Here is a 17,785-nt window from a genome sequence, read left to right on the forward strand (position 1 = left end):
AAACGCCCGGTTACATTCCGAACCCGGAAGCTAAGCCTCACAGCGCCGATGGTACTGCAGGGGGGACCCTGTGGGAGAGTAGGACGCCGCCGAACTCCTTTTACAGCTCCGGCTCTTGGGCATAAGCCCGAGGGCCGGAGCTTTTTTGCGTTGAGGTAAGGTCAGTGGGCATCGTTGGCTCGTTTTGCACAGGAGGCCCCCGGGTGGAGGTCCAGGAGACCCGTGTCCAGACAGACCGGGTCCTCACCATCCCCAACATCCTCAGTATGGCGCGGCTCGTTGGCGTACCCCTCTTCCTCTGGTTGATCCTCTGGCCGGAGTTCGGAGGTCCCAACAGTGATGGCTGGGCCCTCCTGGTGCTGGCTTTCAGCGGGGTCAGCGACTATCTCGACGGCAAGCTCGCCCGGCGCTGGAATCAGATCAGCAGCCTCGGCCGGCTCCTCGATCCCGCCGCCGACCGGCTCTACGTCCTTTCCACACTGGTCGGTCTCACCTGGCGGGAGATCCTGCCGCTCTGGCTCACCGGCCTGCTGCTGGCGAGAGAGCTGGTACTCCTGGTGATGGTGGGCATCCTCCGCCGGCACGGGTATCCGCCGCCGCAGGTGAACTTCCTCGGCAAGGCCGCTACCTTCAACCTGATGTACGCGTTCCCGCTCTTGCTCCTCAGTGACGGCACTGGTTGGATCGCGTCACTCGCCGCTGTTTTCGGATGGGCGTTCGCCGGATGGGGTACAACTCTCTATTGGTGGGCAGGAGTGCTGTACGTGGTACAGGTCCGCCGTTTGGTTCGTGCGGACGCCATGGCCGATTGAACTCAGCGATTGTCCTGACGTGACGCCTCGATGGCCCCCGGCGGAAATGTGCGGGACAATCTGGACGGGTGAAGTCGGCTAGACCGTCGTCTCTTGGAGGAGGACGCTTCCGACATGAAGGCCGTCGTGATGGCCGGGGGCGAAGGCACCCGCCTGCGCCCCATGACCTCTAGCATGCCCAAGCCGCTCCTGCCCGTGGTCAACCGCCCGATCATGGAGCACGTGCTACGGCTGCTCAAAAGGCACGGGCTCAACGAGACCGTTGTCACCGTTCAGTTCCTGGCATCGCTCGTCAAGAACTACTTCGGCGACGGCGAAGAGCTCGGTATGGAGCTCACCTATGCCAATGAGGAGAAGCCACTCGGTACCGCCGGAAGCGTCAAGAACGCCGAGGAGGCGTTGAAGGACGATGCCTTCCTCGTCATCTCCGGTGATGCCCTGACCGACTTCGACCTCACCGAGCTGATCAATTTCCACAAGGAGAAAGGTGCGCTGGTCACGGTCTGTCTGACCCGTGTGCCCAATCCGCTGGAGTTCGGCATCACCATCGTCGACGAGGAAGGCAAGGTTGAACGTTTCCTCGAGAAGCCGACCTGGGGGCAGGTCTTCTCCGACACGGTCAACACGGGCATCTACGTCATGGAGCCGGAGGTCTTCGACTACGTCGACCCCGATGTCCCCGTCGACTGGTCCGGAGACGTCTTCCCGCAGCTGATGAAGGAAGGCAAGCCGATCTACGGCTATGTCGCCGAGGGCTACTGGGAGGACGTCGGCACGCACGAGAGCTACGTCAAGGCCCAGGCCGACGTCCTCGAGCGCAAGGTCAACGTCGACATCGACGGTTTCGAGATCTCCCCGGGCGTATGGGTGGCCGAAGGTGCCGAGGTACACCCCGACGCCGTACTGCGCGGGCCGCTGTACATCGGCGACTACGCCAAGGTCGAGGCCGGCGCGGAGATCCGAGAGCACACCGTCGTCGGTTCGAACGTCGTCGTCAAGACGGGTGCCTTCCTGCACAGGGCCGTCGTGCACGACAACGTGTACGTCGGGCAGCACAGCAACCTGCGAGGCTGTGTCGTCGGCAAGAACACCGACATCATGCGTGCCGCCCGGATCGAGGACGGCGCGGTCATCGGTGACGAATGCCTGATCGGTGAAGAATCGATCGTTCAGGGCAACGTCCGGGTCTATCCGTTCAAGACCATCGAGGCCGGTGCCTTCGTCAACACGTCGGTCATCTGGGAGTCCCGCGGACAGGCTCATCTGTTCGGCGCCCGTGGGGTGACCGGCATCCTGAACGTCGAGATCACGCCGGAGCTGGCGGTGCGGCTCGCCGGTGCGTACGCGACGACCCTCAAGAAGGGCGCCACCGTCACCACGGCCCGCGACCACTCCCGAGGTGCCCGCGCGCTCAAGCGGGCGGTCATCTCCGCGCTGCAGGCCAGCGCCATCGACGTACGCGACCTGGAGAACGTGCCGCTGCCCGTGGCCCGGCAGCAGACCGCGCGCGGCAGCGCCGGCGGCATCATGATCCGGACCTCGCCCGGCGTGCCGGACTCGGTCGACATCATGTTCTTCGACGGCAACGGCGCGGATCTCTCGCAGGGCAGCCAGCGCAAGCTCGACCGGGTGTTCGCGCGGCAGGAGTACCGGCGGGCGTTCCCCGGTGAGATCGGTGACCTGTACTTCCCGGCGAGCGTCTTCGACTCCTACACCGGGTCGCTGCTGCGGAACGTCGACACCACCGGGATCGCGGAGTCGGGTCTGAAGGTCGTCGTGGACGCCTCCAACGGCAGCGCCGGACTCGTGCTGCCCAGCCTGCTCGGCAAGCTCGGTGTGGACTCGCTGACCATCAACCCCGGTCTCGACGAGTCCAGGCCGACGGAGACGGAGGAGATGCGACGCAAGGGGCTCGTGCGCCTCGGTGAGATCGTGGCGTCCTCGGGTGCCGCGTTCGGGGTGCGGTTCGACCCCGTCGGCGAGCGGCTGTCGCTGGTGGACGAGAAGGGCCGGATCATCGAGGACGACCGGGCGCTCCTGGTGATGCTGGACCTGGTGGCCGCCGAGCGGCGCAGCGGCCGGGTGGCGCTTCCCGTCACCACGACCCGGATCGCCGAACAGGTGGCCGCCTATCACGGCACTCAGGTCGAGTGGACGACCACCTCGCCCGACGACCTCACGCGCGTGGGCGGTGAGGAAGGCACCATCTTCGGTGGTGACGGCAAGGCCGGGTTCATCGTCCCCGAGTTCAGCAGTGTCTACGACGGCACGGCTGCCTTCGTGCGGCTGATCGGGCTCGTGGCGCGGACGCAGCTCACGCTGAGCCAGATCGACGCGCGGATCCCGCGGGCGCACGTCCTCAAGCGGGACCTGGCGACGCCGTGGGCCGTCAAGGGGCTGGTGATGCGGCGGGTGGTCGAGGAGGCCGGAGATCGCTTTGTCGACACTACGGACGGTGTACGGGTCGTGGAGACCGACGGGCGCTGGGTGATGGTGCTGCCCGACCCGGCCGAGGCGGTCACCCATCTGTGGGCCGAGGGTCCCGACGACGCCTCCGCGCAGGCCCTGCTGGACGAGTGGTCGGCCGTCGTGGACAGTGCCGGCCGGTGAGGCCGGTGGCAACGGGACGGCAGCCGGCCCGGCGGTGCCGTCCCGCGACGCCCGACGCCTGACCTCGACCGCTGACGGCTGAGGTCCGAGGGCTGAGGGCGGCAAAACCCGCTGCACGCGTGCGTGCCGGACAAGTGTCCCCAAGGGGGCCTGTCCGGCACGCCGGTGGGGCCATTCGGAGGTACTGCTCGCGACATGCGACGATGTGCGGCATGCCGCAGCAACCCCCCGTTCGGAGCAGCCCCACGCGGCCGCAGCGTCCGGACGCCTCCATGTCGTTGATCACCAACGTCATGGACCACAGCCTCGACGACGGATATGCCGAGGCCGCTGCCCGGAAGGAGTCCCAGGGCGAGGGCGGTCTGCCGAAGACGTTGCGGGCGAAGCTGGGCCTCGCGGCCGGTCTCGTCCTCGCGGCCCTGGTCGTGACCGTCGGGGCGGCGCAGGCGCGGGTGGCGGCGCCTGTGGTGGCCAAGGAGCGGCAGGAACTGATCGACCGCATCGACAGTGAGACCGAGGCCGCGGACAAGCTCGAGGGCACCGTCGACAAGTTGCGCGACGAGGTCGACGCGCGGCAGCGGGCGGCGCTGAGGTCGAGCGGCGGCAGTGCCGAGGCCGACCTGGTGGGCACGCTGTCGGGCGCCACCGCGGTGCACGGGCCCGGCGTCAGGCTCGTCGTCGACGACGCCAAGGAGGCCAGCGGGGGTGGCGAGGGGGGCAATCCTCGGGAGACCTCGGGGTTCTCCGACACCGGCCGGGTGCGCGACCGGGACATGCAGCGTGTGATCAACGGGCTGTGGGCCTCCGGAGCCGAGGCCGTCTCCATCAACGGGCAGCGGCTGACCGCCCTGTCCGCGATCAGGGCCGCCGGTGACGCGATACTGGTCGACAACAAGCCGCTGGTGCCGCCGTACGCGGTGCTGGCGGTGGGGGACGCGGAGAGGCTGAGCACCAGGTTCCAGGACAGCGCCGACGGGCTGTATCTGCATGCCCTGGAGGAGAACTACGGAATCCGCGCCACCATCGCCACGGAGGGTGACCTCCGGTTGCCCGCCGCGCCGAGTGTGATCGTACGCACCGCACAGCCGAACGCCGAGAAAACTGAGAAGGGCACATCGTGATCGCCGTACTGGGCCTCGTCGTGGGAGTCGTGGCCGGCCTGTTGGTCCGGCCCGAGGTTCCGGCGGTCGTCGAGCCTTATCTGCCGATCGCCGTCGTCGCGGCGCTGGACGCCGTCTTCGGCGGTCTGCGGGCCATGCTCGACGGCATCTTCGATGACAAGGTCTTCGTGGTGTCGTTCCTGTCGAACGTGGTCGTCGCCGCCCTGATCGTGTTCCTGGGCGACAAGTTGGGCGTGGGCGCGCAGTTGTCCACGGGTGTCGTCGTGGTCCTGGGTATCCGCATCTTCTCCAACGCCGCGGCGATCCGGCGGCATGTGTTCCGGGCGTGAGGCGATGAACGACCAGAACGGCAACGAGAGCCGCAACAGCCACGACAGCCGGGACGACCGGGACGAACAGCCGCAGAACCGGCTGCGCAGGGAACTGCCGGCCGAGGTGCCCGCCCCGGCACCCGGTGCCGCGCAGACTCCCGGGGAGCAGCCCGGGGAATCGCTGACCGGCCGGCAGCGGCTGGTCAAGGGCCTGTGGCCGCCGCGCATCACCCGGGCCCAACTCATCGTCGCCGTCCTGCTGTTCGGCCTCGGCTTCGGCCTGGCCGTGCAGGTGGCGTCGAACAGTGACAGTGACAGCGCGTTGCGCGGCGCCCGTCAGGAAGATCTTGTTCGCATCCTCGATGAACTGGATTCGCGTACGCAGCGTCTTCAGGATGAGAAGCAGGGACTGGAGAAGCAGCGGTCGGAGCTGCAGAGCAGCTCCGACCAGGCGGCGGAGGCCCGCCGGCAGACCGCCGAGAAGGAGAGGCAACTCGGCATCCTGGCGGGCACCGTGGCGGCGCGGGGTCCCGGCATCACGATGACGGTCGAGGACATGAAGGGGACGGTCCAGGCGGACATGCTGCTCGACGCGATCCAGGAGTTGCGCGCGGCCGGTGCGGAGGCGATCCAGGTCAATGGTGTCCGGGTGGTCGCGAACACCTACTTCACGGACTCCGGCAAGACGGTGAGCGTCGACGGGAACAAGATCAATGCTCCCTATCGTTTCCAGGTCATCGGCAAGCCGCAGGATCTCGAGCCGGCGCTGAACATCCCTGGAGGCGTGGTGCAGACCCTGGAGAAGGAGCAGGCCACGGTGACCGTGGAGCGGTCGGACAAGATCGTCGTGGACGCCTTGCGACAGGCGAAGCGGCCTGACTACGCTCGGTCGTCCTCCCAGTGAACCGGCGGTGCATGGGGATCGTCCGGCAGGGGCATGAGGTTGCGGGGGGTCGGCGCACCGAAGGGGTGGTGCGTGGTGGAAACTGTTTGGTGGATACGGACGTTGTGAGGATGTCCGGCTCGGCCGGTGTAGGCAATCAGGGTTCGTCCTGCCCCACGGGCGGGTCTGTTTCGGTCAAGGGGAATCGCCCGTGAAGTTGTTTGCGAAGTTGTTCGGCAAGAGCGCGCGAGAGGGTAGCGACAACGCGACCGCTCGCCATCGCGCACAGCCTGACGCGGAGGGCCAGCGCCCGCTGTTCCGGGACCAGGTCGCTGGTCCGGGCGGTGACATTTCGGGTGGTCAGGGCGCGGCGTCTGTTGACCCTGCCCAGTCCGGCGGCATAGGTTTCGGGCAACCGTCAACCTCAGGTACGGGTGGAGGGTTTGCCTCCGGCCCGTACGCGTCCAACGCCCCGGCGGGGCAGCCGCGGCAGGAGGGTCCGTCGATGTCGGTCCTGGTGTGTACGAGGTGCGGTAACCGCAACGCGGAGAACGCCCGCTTCTGTTCCAACTGTGGCGCGCCGTTGCGTCCCGGGGTGACGCCCGAGCGCGCCTCGGAGACGACGTCGACGATCTCGATCTCCGGCCTCGAGGCCTACGACGCGGAGGTGACCGGCCAGACGGCTGTGCCGATGCTGTCGCCGGAGGCGCAGGCAGCGGTGGACGCGCTGCCGCTGGGCTCGGCGCTGCTGGTGGTGCGCCGGGGACCGAACTCGGGCAGCCGCTTCCTCCTGGACAGCGACCTGACCACGGCCGGCCGTCATCCGCAGAGCGACATCTTCCTCGACGACGTGACGGTCTCGCGTCGGCACGTGGAGTTCCGGCGCACCCCGGACGGCTCGTTCACCGTGGCCGACGTGGGCAGCCTGAACGGCACGTACGTCAACCGCGAGCGGATCGATCAGGTGGCTCTGTCGAACGGCGACGAGGTGCAGATCGGCAAGTACCGGTTGGTGTTCTACGCGAGCCGGCAGGGCATCTGACCCGCCCCCGGACCGGCGTCCGGGGGGACCCCAGGGAAGGTCCATGCTTCAAACACCGAGCGGCGGTGCCCGAAGCGGTGCCGCCGCCAGGGACGGCGTGCTGATGAGCATCGGCACGGTGCTGAACGTGCTGCGTGACGAGTTCCCCGAGGTCACCATCTCCAAGATCCGTTTCCTGGAGTCGGAGGGCCTCATCGAACCGCAGCGGACCCCCTCCGGGTATCGCAAGTTCAGCGCCGGGGACGTCGAGCGTCTCGGGCATGTCCTGCGGATGCAGCGGGACCACTATCTGCCGCTCAAGGTCATCCGGGAGCACCTGGACGCCATGGAGCGGGGCGAGGCGGACCCACTGCCCCTGGTGGGGCGCCAGCGCACCGCGGACGACGCCCCGGAGCAGTCCGCGGGGCGCACGGTGGCGCGGGTCGGCAGGGCCGAGCTGCTGGTGGCCGCGGACATCGACGAGGATCAGCTGAAGGAGTGGGAGTCCTACGGGCTCATCGCGCCCCTGGAGGACGGGGCGTACGACGCCGAGGCCGTCACCGTCGCCTCTCTCATCGCCGAGCTGGGCAGATTCGGTATCGAGCCGCGCCACCTTCGGCTGATGAAGGGTGCCGCGGACCGCGAGGCGGGTCTGGTGGACCAGGTGGTGGCCCCGCTCAAGCGTCACCGCAATCCGCAGACCAGGGCGCATGCCGAGGCCCGTACGAAGGAACTGGCGGCCCTCACGGTGAAGCTGCACGCCGCCCTGGTGAAGACCGCCCTCGGCGTGCGGCTGCCCTGAAGCCGGGGGCCCCGGAGCGGCCGGATCGGGCACCTGTTCCCGGCCCGACTACCCAAACATCCCGACCACGGCCTAGGGTTGCTGTGTGAACGAGCTCGATGTCGTAGGTGTCCGGGTCGAAATGCCCTCCAACCAACCGATCGTGCTCCTGCGCGAAGTGGGGGGCGACCGTTACCTCCCCATCTGGATCGGGCCGGGGGAGGCGACGGCGATCGCCTTCGCACAGCAGGGAATGGCCCCCGCGCGACCGCTGACCCACGACCTGTTCAAGGACGTGCTGGAGGCCGTCGGCCAGGAGCTGACCGAAGTACGCATCACCGATCTGCGGGAAGGCGTCTTCTACGCGGAGCTGGTCTTCGCCAGCGGGGTCGAGGTCAGTGCCCGTCCCTCCGATGCCATAGCGCTGGCCCTGCGCACCGGAACGCCGATCTACGGCAGCGACACGGTGCTGGACGACGCGGGCATCGCCATTCCGGACGAGCAGGAGGACGAGGTGGAGAAGTTCCGCGAGTTCCTCGACCAGATCTCGCCCGAGGACTTTGGCACCAGCAGCCAGTGAGCGGCAAAGGGTGTGCGGCCGGCCCGTCGGACCAGCGGTTTTCGGGGGTCGGTCACTGACCACGGGTGGCCGGGCTCGTGGGCAATTGCCACCGGCCATTGAGAGCGTCCTGCGACCTCCCTCGAGCGCATTCGGCTAGCCTTTCCCCGCGGTGGGGCACGGAAAACCACTCCTAGGGTGATTATCACTCGGCGTGCCGAGTGTGGCGATCGTTGACGCACCCCTGGTGACTGCCTACCGTCGAGAAGGCAGGTCAAGGACGGAGGTCGGCGTGAGAACCAGCGGCGACGGTACGGCTGGGGGTGCCCCGGAACGCGGTTTCGGGGAGAGCGGTCCGTACCCTCCCCCGAACTCTCAGCTGCGTTCGAGCGGGGGATACCCCCCTCAGAGCAGCGCGGTCGACCATGCTCCGCAGCGGCCGACGGCGGTGCCGAACGGCGGAGGGGCGGCGTCCATGGCGACCGAGGAGATCGGCTATCGCGGGCCCACGGCCTGCGCGGCCGCCGGCATCACCTACCGGCAACTCGACTACTGGGCCCGCACGGGCCTCGTCGAGCCGAGCGTGCGGCCCGCCTACGGCTCTGGCACCCAGCGCTTGTACAGCTTCCGGGACGTCGTCGTCCTGAAGATCGTCAAGCGCTTCCTGGACACCGGTGTCTCGCTCCAGAACATCCGCACGGCCGTCCAGCACCTCAGGGAACGCGGTTTCCGCGACCTCGAGCGGATGACCCTGATGAGCGACGGCGCCACCGTGTACGAGTGCACCTCGCCGGACGAGGTCCACGCCCTGCTCCAGGGCGGTCAGGGCATCTTCGGGATCGCCGTAGGCGTGGTGTGGCGGGACGTGGAAAGCGCCCTCTCGCAGCTGCACGGCGAACGCGTCGACACGGGCGAGACCCTGGTCGGTCACAACCCCGCGGACGAGCTGGCGCGGCGCCGCAACCGGGCGGTCTGACCGGCGAGCCGATCGGGCGCCACCGCCGCCACCGGCATTGTCAGTGCCGTGGTGCAGCATCGGACATGTGAGAAACGCGCCCACGATCCTGCATCTCGACATGGATGCCTTCTTCGCCTCGGTGGAGCAGGCGTCCAAGCCGAGCCTGCGCGGGAAGGCGGTCGTCGTGGGCGGGCTGGGTCCGCGCGGGGTGGTGGCCACCGCGTCGTACGAGGCGCGGGTCTTCGGGGTGCACTCGGCGATGCCCATGGCCCAGGCGCGCCGGCTGGCACCCAATGCCGCGTATCTGGTGCCGCGATTTGCCCTGTACCGGTCGATCAGCGAGCAGGTGATGGCAATGCTGCGGGAGCTGTCGCCGCTGGTCGAGCCGCTCAGCCTGGACGAGGCGTTCGTGGATCTGGAGGCGGCGGAAGCAGCCTGGGACGAGGAGTCGGCGCGGCTGGCCGGGGTGAGGCTGCGCGCGGACATCCGGGCGGCCACGGGACTCACCGGATCGGTGGGGCTCGCCGCCTCCAAGATGCTCGCGAAGATCGCCTCCGAGCAGGCCAAGCCGGACGGTCTGGTGCTCATCGAGCCGGGGACCGAGCGGGAGCTGCTCGGGCCGATGTCGGTGCGGACCCTGCCGGGGGTCGGGCCGGCCACGGGGGACCATCTGCGGCGGGCCGGGATCACCACGGTGGAGGAGTTGGCCGAGGCGGGCGAGGACGAACTCGTGCGGCTGCTCGGCAAGGCGCACGGGCACGCGTTGTACGCCATGGCACTGGCCCACGACGAGCGGCCGGTGGTGGCCGAGCGGGAGACGAAGTCGGTGTCGGTCGAGGACACCTACGACGTGGACATCCACGACCGGCTGCGGGTCGGTCTCGAGGTGCGGCGGCTCGCCGACCGGTGCGTGCGGCGGCTGCGCGGCGCCGGGCTGTCGGGGCGGACCATCGTGCTGAAGGTGCGGCGGTACGACTTCTCGACCCTCACCCGCTCCGAGACGCTCCGGGGGCCCACGGACGATCCGGCGGTCGTCCAGGAGGCGGCCGCGCGGCTGCTGGACTCCGTGGACACCACGGGCGGGGTGCGGCTGCTCGGTGTGGGGGTCACCGGACTCGCCGACTACACCCAGGAGGACCTGTTCGCGCAGGCGGCGGGTGAGCGGGCCGCCGCCGGGGAGGCGCCGCCGGAGGAGGGCGCGCCGCCCGAGGCCGTGGAGCGGGACCCGGAGCCCGCCGAGCGGCAGTGGCGGGCCGGGCAGGACGTGCGGCACGCTGAGTGGGGACCCGGGTGGGTGCAGGGGAGCGGGGTGGGGCGGGTCACCGTGCGGTTCGAGACGCCGCAGTCCTTGCCGGGGCGGGTGCGGACGTTTCTCGTCGACGATCCTGCGCTGGAGCCGGCGGAGCCGTTGCCCTTGGTGGCGGATCTCGCCCGCCCACCCGTCCGACTCGGTCCGCCGAGTGCCGACTGACGCGCGGCTCCGCCCCGGACCTCGAGTCGGATTCGGTGGAGGCGGGGCGGTGCAGGGGTTTGTCAGGGGCTCGGTCGGTCGAGCGGTGGCTGACACGCGGCTCCGCCCCGGACCCGAGGTGGTTCGGTGGGTGCGGGGCGGTCCGGCGGGGGTGGGTCAGGATTCCTCCGTGCCTGCCAGTCTGCCGAAGTCGTGGTCGGGGAACGGGGGAGGCGGGGCGAGGTCGAGGCCGTAGTGGTGATAGAGCTGGAGTTCCTGCTCGGGGGAGAGGTGGCGGCCCACGCCGAAGTCGGGGGCGTCCTTGATGAGGGCACGGTCGAAGGGGACCCGGAGGGCGCCGTCGATCAGTTCGCTCGGCTCCAGCGGGACGAAGGCGTCCCGGGAGAACAGGCCGGTACGTATGGCCGCCCACTCGGGCACGCCGGTCGCGTCGTCGAGATACACCTCGTCGATGGTGCCGATCTTGGTGCCAGTGCGGTCGAACGCCTTGCGGCCGATCAGGTTGCGCGGATCGATGTCGGTCTGCACGGTCCCTCTCCCTCCACGTGGTCGCAACTCATCCGTAAGCACTACAAAAGAGCACAATCAGGGAGGCGGCCACTCGAAGGCTCAGGCGTTGACCTCGCTGGTAGGCTGACAGCGGCTGCTGACCCCATGCGGGAGAGTCCTCCGATCATCTCGGAGGCGCCGAAGGAGCAAATCCTCCCCGGAATCTCTCAGGCACACGTACCGCACGGACGAGGTCACTCTGGAAAGCAGAGCGGGTGTCGACGGCGTCCGCTCTCACCGACGGTGAAAGCCGGGTCCCTCGGGCGCCCGGTGAAGCTCTCAGGTTGAGATGACAGAGGGGGAGGCCGTCGGGGTATCCGTACCGGGGTGCCCCTCGAAGGTCGCGTCAGACCAGGAGGCCTCCGCAATGACCGCCCATCGCACTCCGCTCTCCGAACTCGAGCAGGGCATCCCCTTCGAGCAGCGCCACATCGGACCCGACCAGGAAGCGCGGGCCAAGATGCTCGCGCACATCGGCTACGGCTCCCTCGACGAGCTGACCGCCGCCGCCGTCCCGGACGTGATCAAGAACGCCGACGCCCTGGACCTGCCGGGCGCCCGCACCGAGGCAGAGGTGCTCGCCGAGCTGCGCTCGCTCGCCGATCGCAACCAGGTTCTCGGTTCCATGATCGGGCTGGGGTACTACGGGACGTTCACCCCGCCGGTCATCCTGCGCAACGTCATGGAGAACCCGGCCTGGTACACGGCCTACACGCCGTACCAGCCGGAGATCTCCCAGGGCCGCCTGGAGGCCCTGCTGAACTTCCAGACCGTGGTCGCCGAGCTGACCGGACTGCCCACCTCCGGTGCCTCCCTGCTGGACGAGGGCACGGCCGCCGCCGAGGCGATGGCGCTGTCCCGGCGCATGGGCAAGAACAAGAAGGGCCTGTTCCTGGTCGACGCGGACGCGCTGCCGCAGACCATCGCCGTCATCGAGACCCGCGCCGAACCGACCGGCGTGGAGGTCGTCGTCGCCGACCTCAGCGACGGCATCCCGGCCGAGATCGCCGCACGCGAGATCAACGGCGTGCTGATCCAGTACCCGGGCGCCTCCGGTGCCGTACGGGACATCAAGCCGGTCATCGACCAGGCGCACGAGCTGGGCGCCCTCGTCACCGTCGCCGCCGACCTGCTCGCACTGACCCTGCTGACCTCGCCGGGCGAGCTGGGCGCGGACATCGCCGTCGGCACCACCCAGCGCTTCGGCGTGCCGATGGGCTTCGGCGGGCCGCACGCCGGCTACATGGCGGTGCAGGAGAAGTTCGCGCGCAGCCTGCCCGGCCGGCTCGTGGGTGTCTCCGTCGACGCCGACGGCCACAAGGCCTACCGGCTCGCGCTGCAGACGCGTGAGCAGCACATCCGCCGTGAGAAGGCCACCAGCAACATCTGTACCGCGCAGGTGCTGCTCGCCGTGATGGCCGGCATGTACGCGGTCTACCACGGTCCGGAGGGCCTGCGGACCATCGCCCGCCGCACCCACCGCTACGCCACGATCCTCGCCGAGGGCCTGCGGGCCGGCGGTGTCGAGATCGTCCACGGCACCTACTTCGACACCGTCACCGCGCGCGTGCCCGGCAAGGCCGCCGAGGTCGTCGCCGCCGCCCGCGCGGGCGGCGTCAACCTGCGTCCGGTCGACGCCGACCACGTCTCCATGGCTTGCGACGAGACCACCGGCCGGGCCCAGCTGGAGGCCGTCTTCACCGCCTTCGGCGTCGAGGGCGACATCGAGGCGCTGGACGCGGCCGCCGCGGAGGCCCTGCCCGAGGCCCTGCTGCGCACCGACGACTACCTGACCCACCCGGTCTTCCACGAGCACCGCTCCGAGACCGCGATGCTGCGCTACCTGCGCAAGCTCGCCGACCGCGACTACGCGCTCGACCGCGGCATGATCCCGCTGGGCTCCTGCACCATGAAGCTCAACGCGACCACCGAGATGGAGCCGGTCACCTGGCCCGAGTTCGGCCAGCTGCACCCCTTCGCGCCCGCCGAGCAGGCCGAGGGCTACCTCACGCTCATCCGCGAGCTGGAGGAACGTCTCGCCGAGGTCACCGGCTACGACAAGGTCTCGCTCCAGCCGAACGCCGGTTCGCAGGGCGAGCTGGCCGGCCTGCTGGCCGTACGCGGCTACCACCGCGCCAACGGTGACGAGCAGCGCACGGTCTGCCTGATCCCGTCCTCCGCGCACGGCACCAACGCGGCCAGCGCCGTGATGGCCGGTATGAAGGTCGTCGTCGTCAAGACCGCCGAGGACGGCGAGATCGACGTCGAGGACCTGCGGGCCAAGATCGAGAAGCACCGGGACGAGCTGTCCGTGCTCATGATCACCTACCCGTCGACGCACGGCGTGTTCGAGGAGCACGTCGCCGACATCTGCGCCCAGGTCCACGAGGCCGGCGGCCAGGTGTACGTCGACGGCGCCAACCTCAACGCCCTGGTCGGCCTCGCCAAGCCGGGCCACTTCGGCGGTGACGTCTCCCACCTGAACCTGCACAAGACCTTCTGCATCCCGCACGGTGGCGGCGGCCCGGGTGTCGGCCCGGTGGCCGTCCGGTCGCACCTGGCGCCGTACCTGCCGAACCACCCGCTCCAGCCGTCGGCCGGCCCGGAGACGGGCGTCGGCCCGATCTCCGCGGCGCCGTGGGGCTCCGCGGGCATCCTGCCGATCTCGTGGGCGTACGTCCGCCTGATGGGCGGCGAGGGCCTGAAGCGGGCCACGCAGGTCGCCGTGCTCTCCGCGAACTACATCGCCAAGCGCCTCGAGCCGCACTACCCGGTGCTCTACACCGGTCCCGGCAGCCTCGTCGCGCACGAGTGCATCATCGACCTGCGCCCGCTGGCCAAGGCGACCGGCGTGAGCGTGGACGACGTGGCCAAGCGCCTGATCGACTACGGCTTCCACGCGCCGACCATGTCCTTCCCGGTGGCCGGCACGCTGATGATCGAGCCGACCGAGTCGGAGGACCTCATCGAGCTGGACCGGTTCTGCGACGCGATGATCGCCATCCGCGCGGAGATCGAGAAGGTCGGCTCCGGCGAGTGGCTCGCCGAGGACAACCCGCTGCGGAACGCCCCGCACACCGCGGCCGCGCTCGGCGGGGAGTGGACGCACGCCTACAGCCGCGAGGAGGCCGTCTTCCCGGCCGGCGTCTCCGCCGCCGACAAGTACTGGCCGCCGGTGCGCCGCATCGACCAGGCCTACGGTGACCGCAACCTGGTGTGCTCCTGCCCGCCGCTGGACGCGTACGAGGACTGAGCGAGCCGATACCGAAGGCCCCGCCCGGGTTCCGGGCGGGGCCTTCGGGCTTCGCTAGGCCGTGGCCAGCGCGACCTCGGTGGACTTGATCAGGGCGACGACATCGGAGCCCACGAAGAGGCCGAGGTCGCCGGCCGCCTCCTTCGTGATCGCGGCGGTGAGTTCGCCGCCGTCCACCGTGACCTTCACGGTCGCCATGACGTCGCCGAGCGCGAGCTGGGTGACCGTGCCGGGCAGCTGGTTGCGGATCGACAGGCCCTCGATCCGCCTGGTGGCGAGGGAGACCTCCGTCGACTTCACCAGGGCGCTCACCGGGGAGCCGGGCGCCAGAGCGAGGTGTTCGACGGCCTCCAGGGTGATGGCCGCCGTGAGGTGCTGGCCGCCGGCCAGCCGGACTTTGACGATCGCCATGACTTCGCCGGGGTGCACCTGGGTGACGGTGCCGGAAAGCTGGTTGCGGATGCTCAGGCTCATGGCCCCTCACCGTAGTGCGGGAGGACGTTCAGGCCGGGTATGCGTGGGTCTGCGTCGCTTTGACCGTCGCCCAGACCGGTGCACCAGGGTGCAGATCGAGTTCGGCGGCACCGACCGTGGTGAGGTCGGCTGCGAGGGGGAGTTCGCCGGTGAGGTCGGCACGGATCTGGTCACCGTGCGTCTCCAGGCCGGCGACCTCGCAACGCCACAGGTTGCGGGCGCTGGCGCCCGTGGGCCGGTCCCGGAAGAGGGTCACCGCTGAGGGCGGGAACGCCACGAACACCGGCCCGGACAGCTCCTCCGTCGTGGTGATCGAGGGCCCGGCGTCGAGCCGTACCGCATGCCCCTCGGCCTCGCCCCGGTAGAGGTTGAGGCCGACCAGCTGGGCGATGTAGTCGGTGCGGGGATGGCGGGCGATGTCGGCCGGGGTGCCCTCCTGGACGACCCGGCCGTGCTCGACGACCACCAGCCGGTCCGCGAGCACCATGGCGTCCAGCGGATCGTGTGTGACCAGGACGGCGACCGCCTCGAACTCGGCCAGGTGGCGGCGCAGCTGGGCGCGGACCTCCAGTCGGGTACGGGCGTCCAGGGCCGCGAGCGGCTCGTCCAGGAGCAGCAGCCGTGGGCGGGTGGCCAGGGCGCGGGCGAGGGCCACGCGCTGGGCCTGGCCGCCGGAGAGGCGGCGGGGCTTGGCGCCGGCGTGGTCGGCGAGGCCCATGCGGTCCAGCCAGGCGGCGGCCTGGGCCCGGGCCTCCGACTTGCCGGCGCCCCGGCAGCGCGGTCCGAAGGCCACGTTGTCGAGGGCGGACAGGTGCGGGAAGAGCAGGTAGTCCTGGAAGACGACGCCGACCGGGCGGGACTCCGGGGGTGTGCGGTCCAGAGGGGTGCCGTCCAGGAGCAGGTGGCCGTCGGTGAGCGGGACGAGGCCGGCGAGGGCGCGCAGGGCGGTGGTCTTGCCGGCGCCGTTGGGGCCGAGGAGTGCGATGACCTCCCCCGGGGCGGCGGTCAGGGGTACGTCCAGGTGGAAGGAGCCTCGTTCGACTACGAGCCGGGCGTCCAGGCCTTCGGCACGGGGTGGGGTGGCGTCGGGGATGGGGTGCGGGTGCGGGTGCGGGTGCGCGTGCGTGGTGCGTACCCGGCCTTCGGCCGGGTTCTGGTTCCCACCCGCACCACCCGTGCGGCTCTCGTGGTCGGGTGCGGGGTGTGGGGGCTGGGCGCCGGCGGCGGCCGCGGGCTGCCTCTGCGGAGGTTCGGTGCCGTCGGTGGCCGCGGGAGTGGGGCGGGGGTTTGTCATGATGTTGTCATCCAGCGGTCCCTGAGTCCCGCCAGGACCGCGATCGAGACGGTCAGCAGGACCAGGCTGAGGGCGATGGCGGCCTCGGGGTCGTTCTGCAGGGCGAGGTAGACCGCGAGGGGCATGGTCTGGGTGCGGCCGGGGAAGTTGCCCGCGAAGGTGATCGTCGCGCCGAACTCGCCGAGCGCGCGGGCCCAGGCCAGGACCGAGCCCGCGGCGATGCCGGGCGCGATCAGCGGCAGGGTGACCCGGCGGAACGCGGTGAAGCGGGAGGCGCCGAGCGTGGTGGCCGCCTCCTCGTAGCGCGGGTCGGCGGCGCGCAGGGTGCCCTCGACGCTGATGACCAGGAACGGCATCGCGACGAAGGCCTCCGCGATCACGACCCCGGTGGTGGTGAACGGCAGCGTGATCCCGAACCAGGCGTCCAGCCACTTGCCGATGACGCCGTTGCGGCCCAGGGCGAGGAGCAGGGCCACGCCGCCGACGACGGGCGGGAGGACCAGGGGGAGCGTCACCAGGGCGCGCACGAGGCCTCGGCCGGGGAACTCCGTGCGGGCGAGCAGCCAGGCCAGCGGCACACCGAGGACGAGGCTCACGGCGGTCGCCGCGGTGGCGGTGACGAGGGACAGCTGGAGGGCCTGCCACACCTCGGTGCTGCTGAGCTGGTCCGGCAGGCTGCGCCAGGGGGCGCGGACGAGCAGCGCGACCAGCGGAAGCAGCAGGAAGGCCAGGGCCAGCACACCGGGCACGAGCAGAGGCAGCGGCACCCCGCGCCGGCCCCCCGTGCCGACGCGGCGGCGCCGCGGCCGACCCGTGCGGGGGTCGGCCGCGGCGCCGGGCTTGTGGAGCGAGGTCACGGGTTGAGGAACCCGGCCTGGCCCAGGACCTTCTGGCCCTCGGCGGACTGCACCAGCTCGATGAACGCCTTGGCCGCCGCGGTGTTCTCGGCGTTCTCCAGCAGGGCGATCGGATAGTCGTTGACGGCCTTGGCCGACTCGGGGAACTCCACGCCCTCCACCTTGTCACCCGCGGCCTGCACATCGGTCTTGTAGACCACCGCGGCGTCCGCCTCCTTCAGCACCACCTTGGTCAGGGCGGACTTGACGTCCTCCTCGTAGGAGACGGGGGTGAGCTTCAGCTTGCCGGCGTCCAGGGCCTTCTGCGCGGCGGCGCCGCACGGCACGGTCTTGTCGCACAGGACGACCTTCAGACCGGACTTGGTGAGGTCCTTCAGGGAGGCCACCTTGTCGGGATTGCCCGGCAGAGTGGCGATCTCCAGCCGGTTGCGGACGAAGGTGGCCGGCGTGCCGACCGCGTCGCCCTTGTCCGTCACGATCTTCATCGTCTTGGGGCTGGCGGCGGCGAAGACGTCCGCGGGGGCGCCGCTGGTGATGCTGGCGGCGAGGGTGTCGCTGCCGCCGAAGTTGAAGCTGACCTCGGTGCCGGGGTGCGCCTTCTCGAACTCCTTGCCCAGGGTCGTGAAGCTCTCCTTGAGGGAGGCGGCCGCGAACACGGTCACCTTGCCGGACGGCTTCGAGGAGGCGGAGCCGGACTTGTCCGAGCCGGTGGTCGAGGAGTCGTCGGACGAGGAGCAGGCGCTCAGTGCCATCAGGGCAGCGGCTCCCGCACCGGCCAGCTGCAGCTTCCGGGTCCGGCGCACGGAACGGGTCATCACGGATCTACTCCTC

General features: G+C 70.1%; 16 protein-coding genes, 1 rRNA gene and 1 riboswitch. Of the genes, 12 read left to right on the forward strand and 5 right to left on the reverse strand.

The window, feature by feature from the left end; translation table 11 throughout:
- From rrf to ACZ5CW_RS10280, 11 genes are all read left to right on the forward strand, one after another.
- Positions 1-95 (forward strand): 5S ribosomal RNA (gene rrf, locus ACZ5CW_RS10230); the annotation flags it as partial.
- A gap of 108 nt (positions 96-203) precedes the next feature.
- Complete coding sequence (locus tag ACZ5CW_RS10235; RefSeq protein ID WP_468599855.1) at positions 204-812, forward strand: CDP-alcohol phosphatidyltransferase family protein; 609 nt, start codon at positions 204-206, stop codon at positions 810-812.
- A gap of 114 nt (positions 813-926) precedes the next feature.
- Complete coding sequence (locus ACZ5CW_RS10240) at positions 927-3,422, forward strand: sugar phosphate nucleotidyltransferase (RefSeq protein ID WP_468599856.1); 2,496 nt, start codon at positions 927-929, stop codon at positions 3,420-3,422.
- Positions 3,423-3,625: 203 nt separating this feature from the next.
- Entirely contained in the window at positions 3,626-4,543 is a 918-nt protein-coding gene (locus ACZ5CW_RS10245) for a DUF881 domain-containing protein (RefSeq protein WP_468599857.1), read from the forward strand.
- Positions 4,540-4,872 carry a small basic family protein gene (locus ACZ5CW_RS10250; protein ID WP_003988855.1) on the forward strand — a complete coding sequence of 111 codons (333 nt, stop codon included), beginning with the start codon at positions 4,540-4,542 and terminating at the stop codon, positions 4,870-4,872. Before ACZ5CW_RS10245 ends, ACZ5CW_RS10250 begins: the two co-directional genes overlap by 4 nt.
- A 4-nt stretch (positions 4,873-4,876) precedes the next feature.
- Entirely contained in the window at positions 4,877-5,758 is an 882-nt protein-coding gene (locus tag ACZ5CW_RS10255; RefSeq protein WP_468599858.1) for a DUF881 domain-containing protein, read from the forward strand.
- A 190-nt stretch (positions 5,759-5,948) separates the two neighbouring features.
- A complete protein-coding gene (locus ACZ5CW_RS10260; protein ID WP_468599859.1) occupies positions 5,949-6,779 on the forward strand; it encodes an FHA domain-containing protein in 831 nt (276 codons plus the stop codon).
- Between the two features lie 43 nt (positions 6,780-6,822).
- Positions 6,823-7,560: a transcriptional regulator FtsR gene (ftsR, locus tag ACZ5CW_RS10265; RefSeq protein WP_468599860.1), complete on the forward strand. Its 738-nt coding sequence runs from the start codon at positions 6,823-6,825 to the stop codon at positions 7,558-7,560.
- Between the two features lie 85 nt (positions 7,561-7,645).
- Positions 7,646-8,119: a bifunctional nuclease family protein gene (locus ACZ5CW_RS10270; RefSeq protein WP_026253112.1), complete on the forward strand. Its 474-nt coding sequence runs from the start codon at positions 7,646-7,648 to the stop codon at positions 8,117-8,119.
- A 271-nt stretch (positions 8,120-8,390) separates the two neighbouring features.
- Positions 8,391-9,074 carry a MerR family transcriptional regulator gene (locus ACZ5CW_RS10275; RefSeq protein ID WP_468599861.1) on the forward strand — a complete coding sequence of 228 codons (684 nt, stop codon included), beginning with the start codon at positions 8,391-8,393 and terminating at the stop codon, positions 9,072-9,074.
- Positions 9,075-9,141: 67 nt separating this feature from the next.
- Positions 9,142-10,527, forward strand: coding sequence for a DNA polymerase IV (locus ACZ5CW_RS10280; protein WP_468599862.1), 1,386 nt, complete (start codon positions 9,142-9,144; stop codon positions 10,525-10,527).
- A 156-nt stretch (positions 10,528-10,683) separates the two neighbouring features.
- Here ACZ5CW_RS10280 and ACZ5CW_RS10285 read toward each other — a convergent pair whose 3' ends face one another.
- Positions 10,684-11,055: a PRC-barrel domain-containing protein gene (locus ACZ5CW_RS10285; protein WP_468599863.1), complete on the reverse strand. Its 372-nt coding sequence runs from the start codon at positions 11,053-11,055 to the stop codon at positions 10,684-10,686.
- A 119-nt stretch (positions 11,056-11,174) separates the two neighbouring features.
- A riboswitch (glycine riboswitch) is annotated at positions 11,175-11,269 on the forward strand.
- Between the two features lie 174 nt (positions 11,270-11,443).
- Here ACZ5CW_RS10285 and gcvP point away from each other — a divergent pair.
- Positions 11,444-14,329 (forward strand): aminomethyl-transferring glycine dehydrogenase, encoded by a 2,886-nt coding sequence (gcvP, locus tag ACZ5CW_RS10290; RefSeq protein WP_468599864.1) that lies wholly within the window; start codon positions 11,444-11,446, stop codon positions 14,327-14,329.
- 54 nt (positions 14,330-14,383) lie between these two features.
- Here gcvP and ACZ5CW_RS10295 read toward each other — a convergent pair whose 3' ends face one another.
- From ACZ5CW_RS10295 to modA, 4 genes are read right to left on the reverse strand one after another with little or no spacing between them, the layout of a single operon-like run.
- The gene (locus ACZ5CW_RS10295) at positions 14,384-14,803 is read right to left on the reverse strand and encodes a TOBE domain-containing protein (RefSeq protein ID WP_468599865.1); all 420 of its coding nucleotides are present in this window, start codon (positions 14,801-14,803) and stop codon (positions 14,384-14,386) included.
- Positions 14,804-14,831: 28 nt separating this feature from the next.
- Positions 14,832-16,097 (reverse strand): ABC transporter ATP-binding protein, encoded by a 1,266-nt coding sequence (locus tag ACZ5CW_RS10300; RefSeq protein WP_468599866.1) that lies wholly within the window; start codon positions 16,095-16,097, stop codon positions 14,832-14,834.
- A complete protein-coding gene (modB, locus tag ACZ5CW_RS10305; RefSeq protein WP_468599867.1) occupies positions 16,094-16,954 on the reverse strand; it encodes a molybdate ABC transporter permease subunit in 861 nt (286 codons plus the stop codon). The genes ACZ5CW_RS10300 and modB overlap by 4 nt, the downstream gene beginning before the upstream one ends.
- Positions 16,951-17,769, reverse strand: coding sequence for a molybdate ABC transporter substrate-binding protein (gene modA / locus ACZ5CW_RS10310; RefSeq protein ID WP_468599868.1), 819 nt, complete (start codon positions 17,767-17,769; stop codon positions 16,951-16,953). Before modA ends, modB begins: the two co-directional genes overlap by 4 nt.
- Positions 17,770-17,785 lie beyond the last annotated feature (16 nt).

The sequence above is a fragment of the Streptomyces sp. NPDC031379 genome (assembly GCF_055569615.1).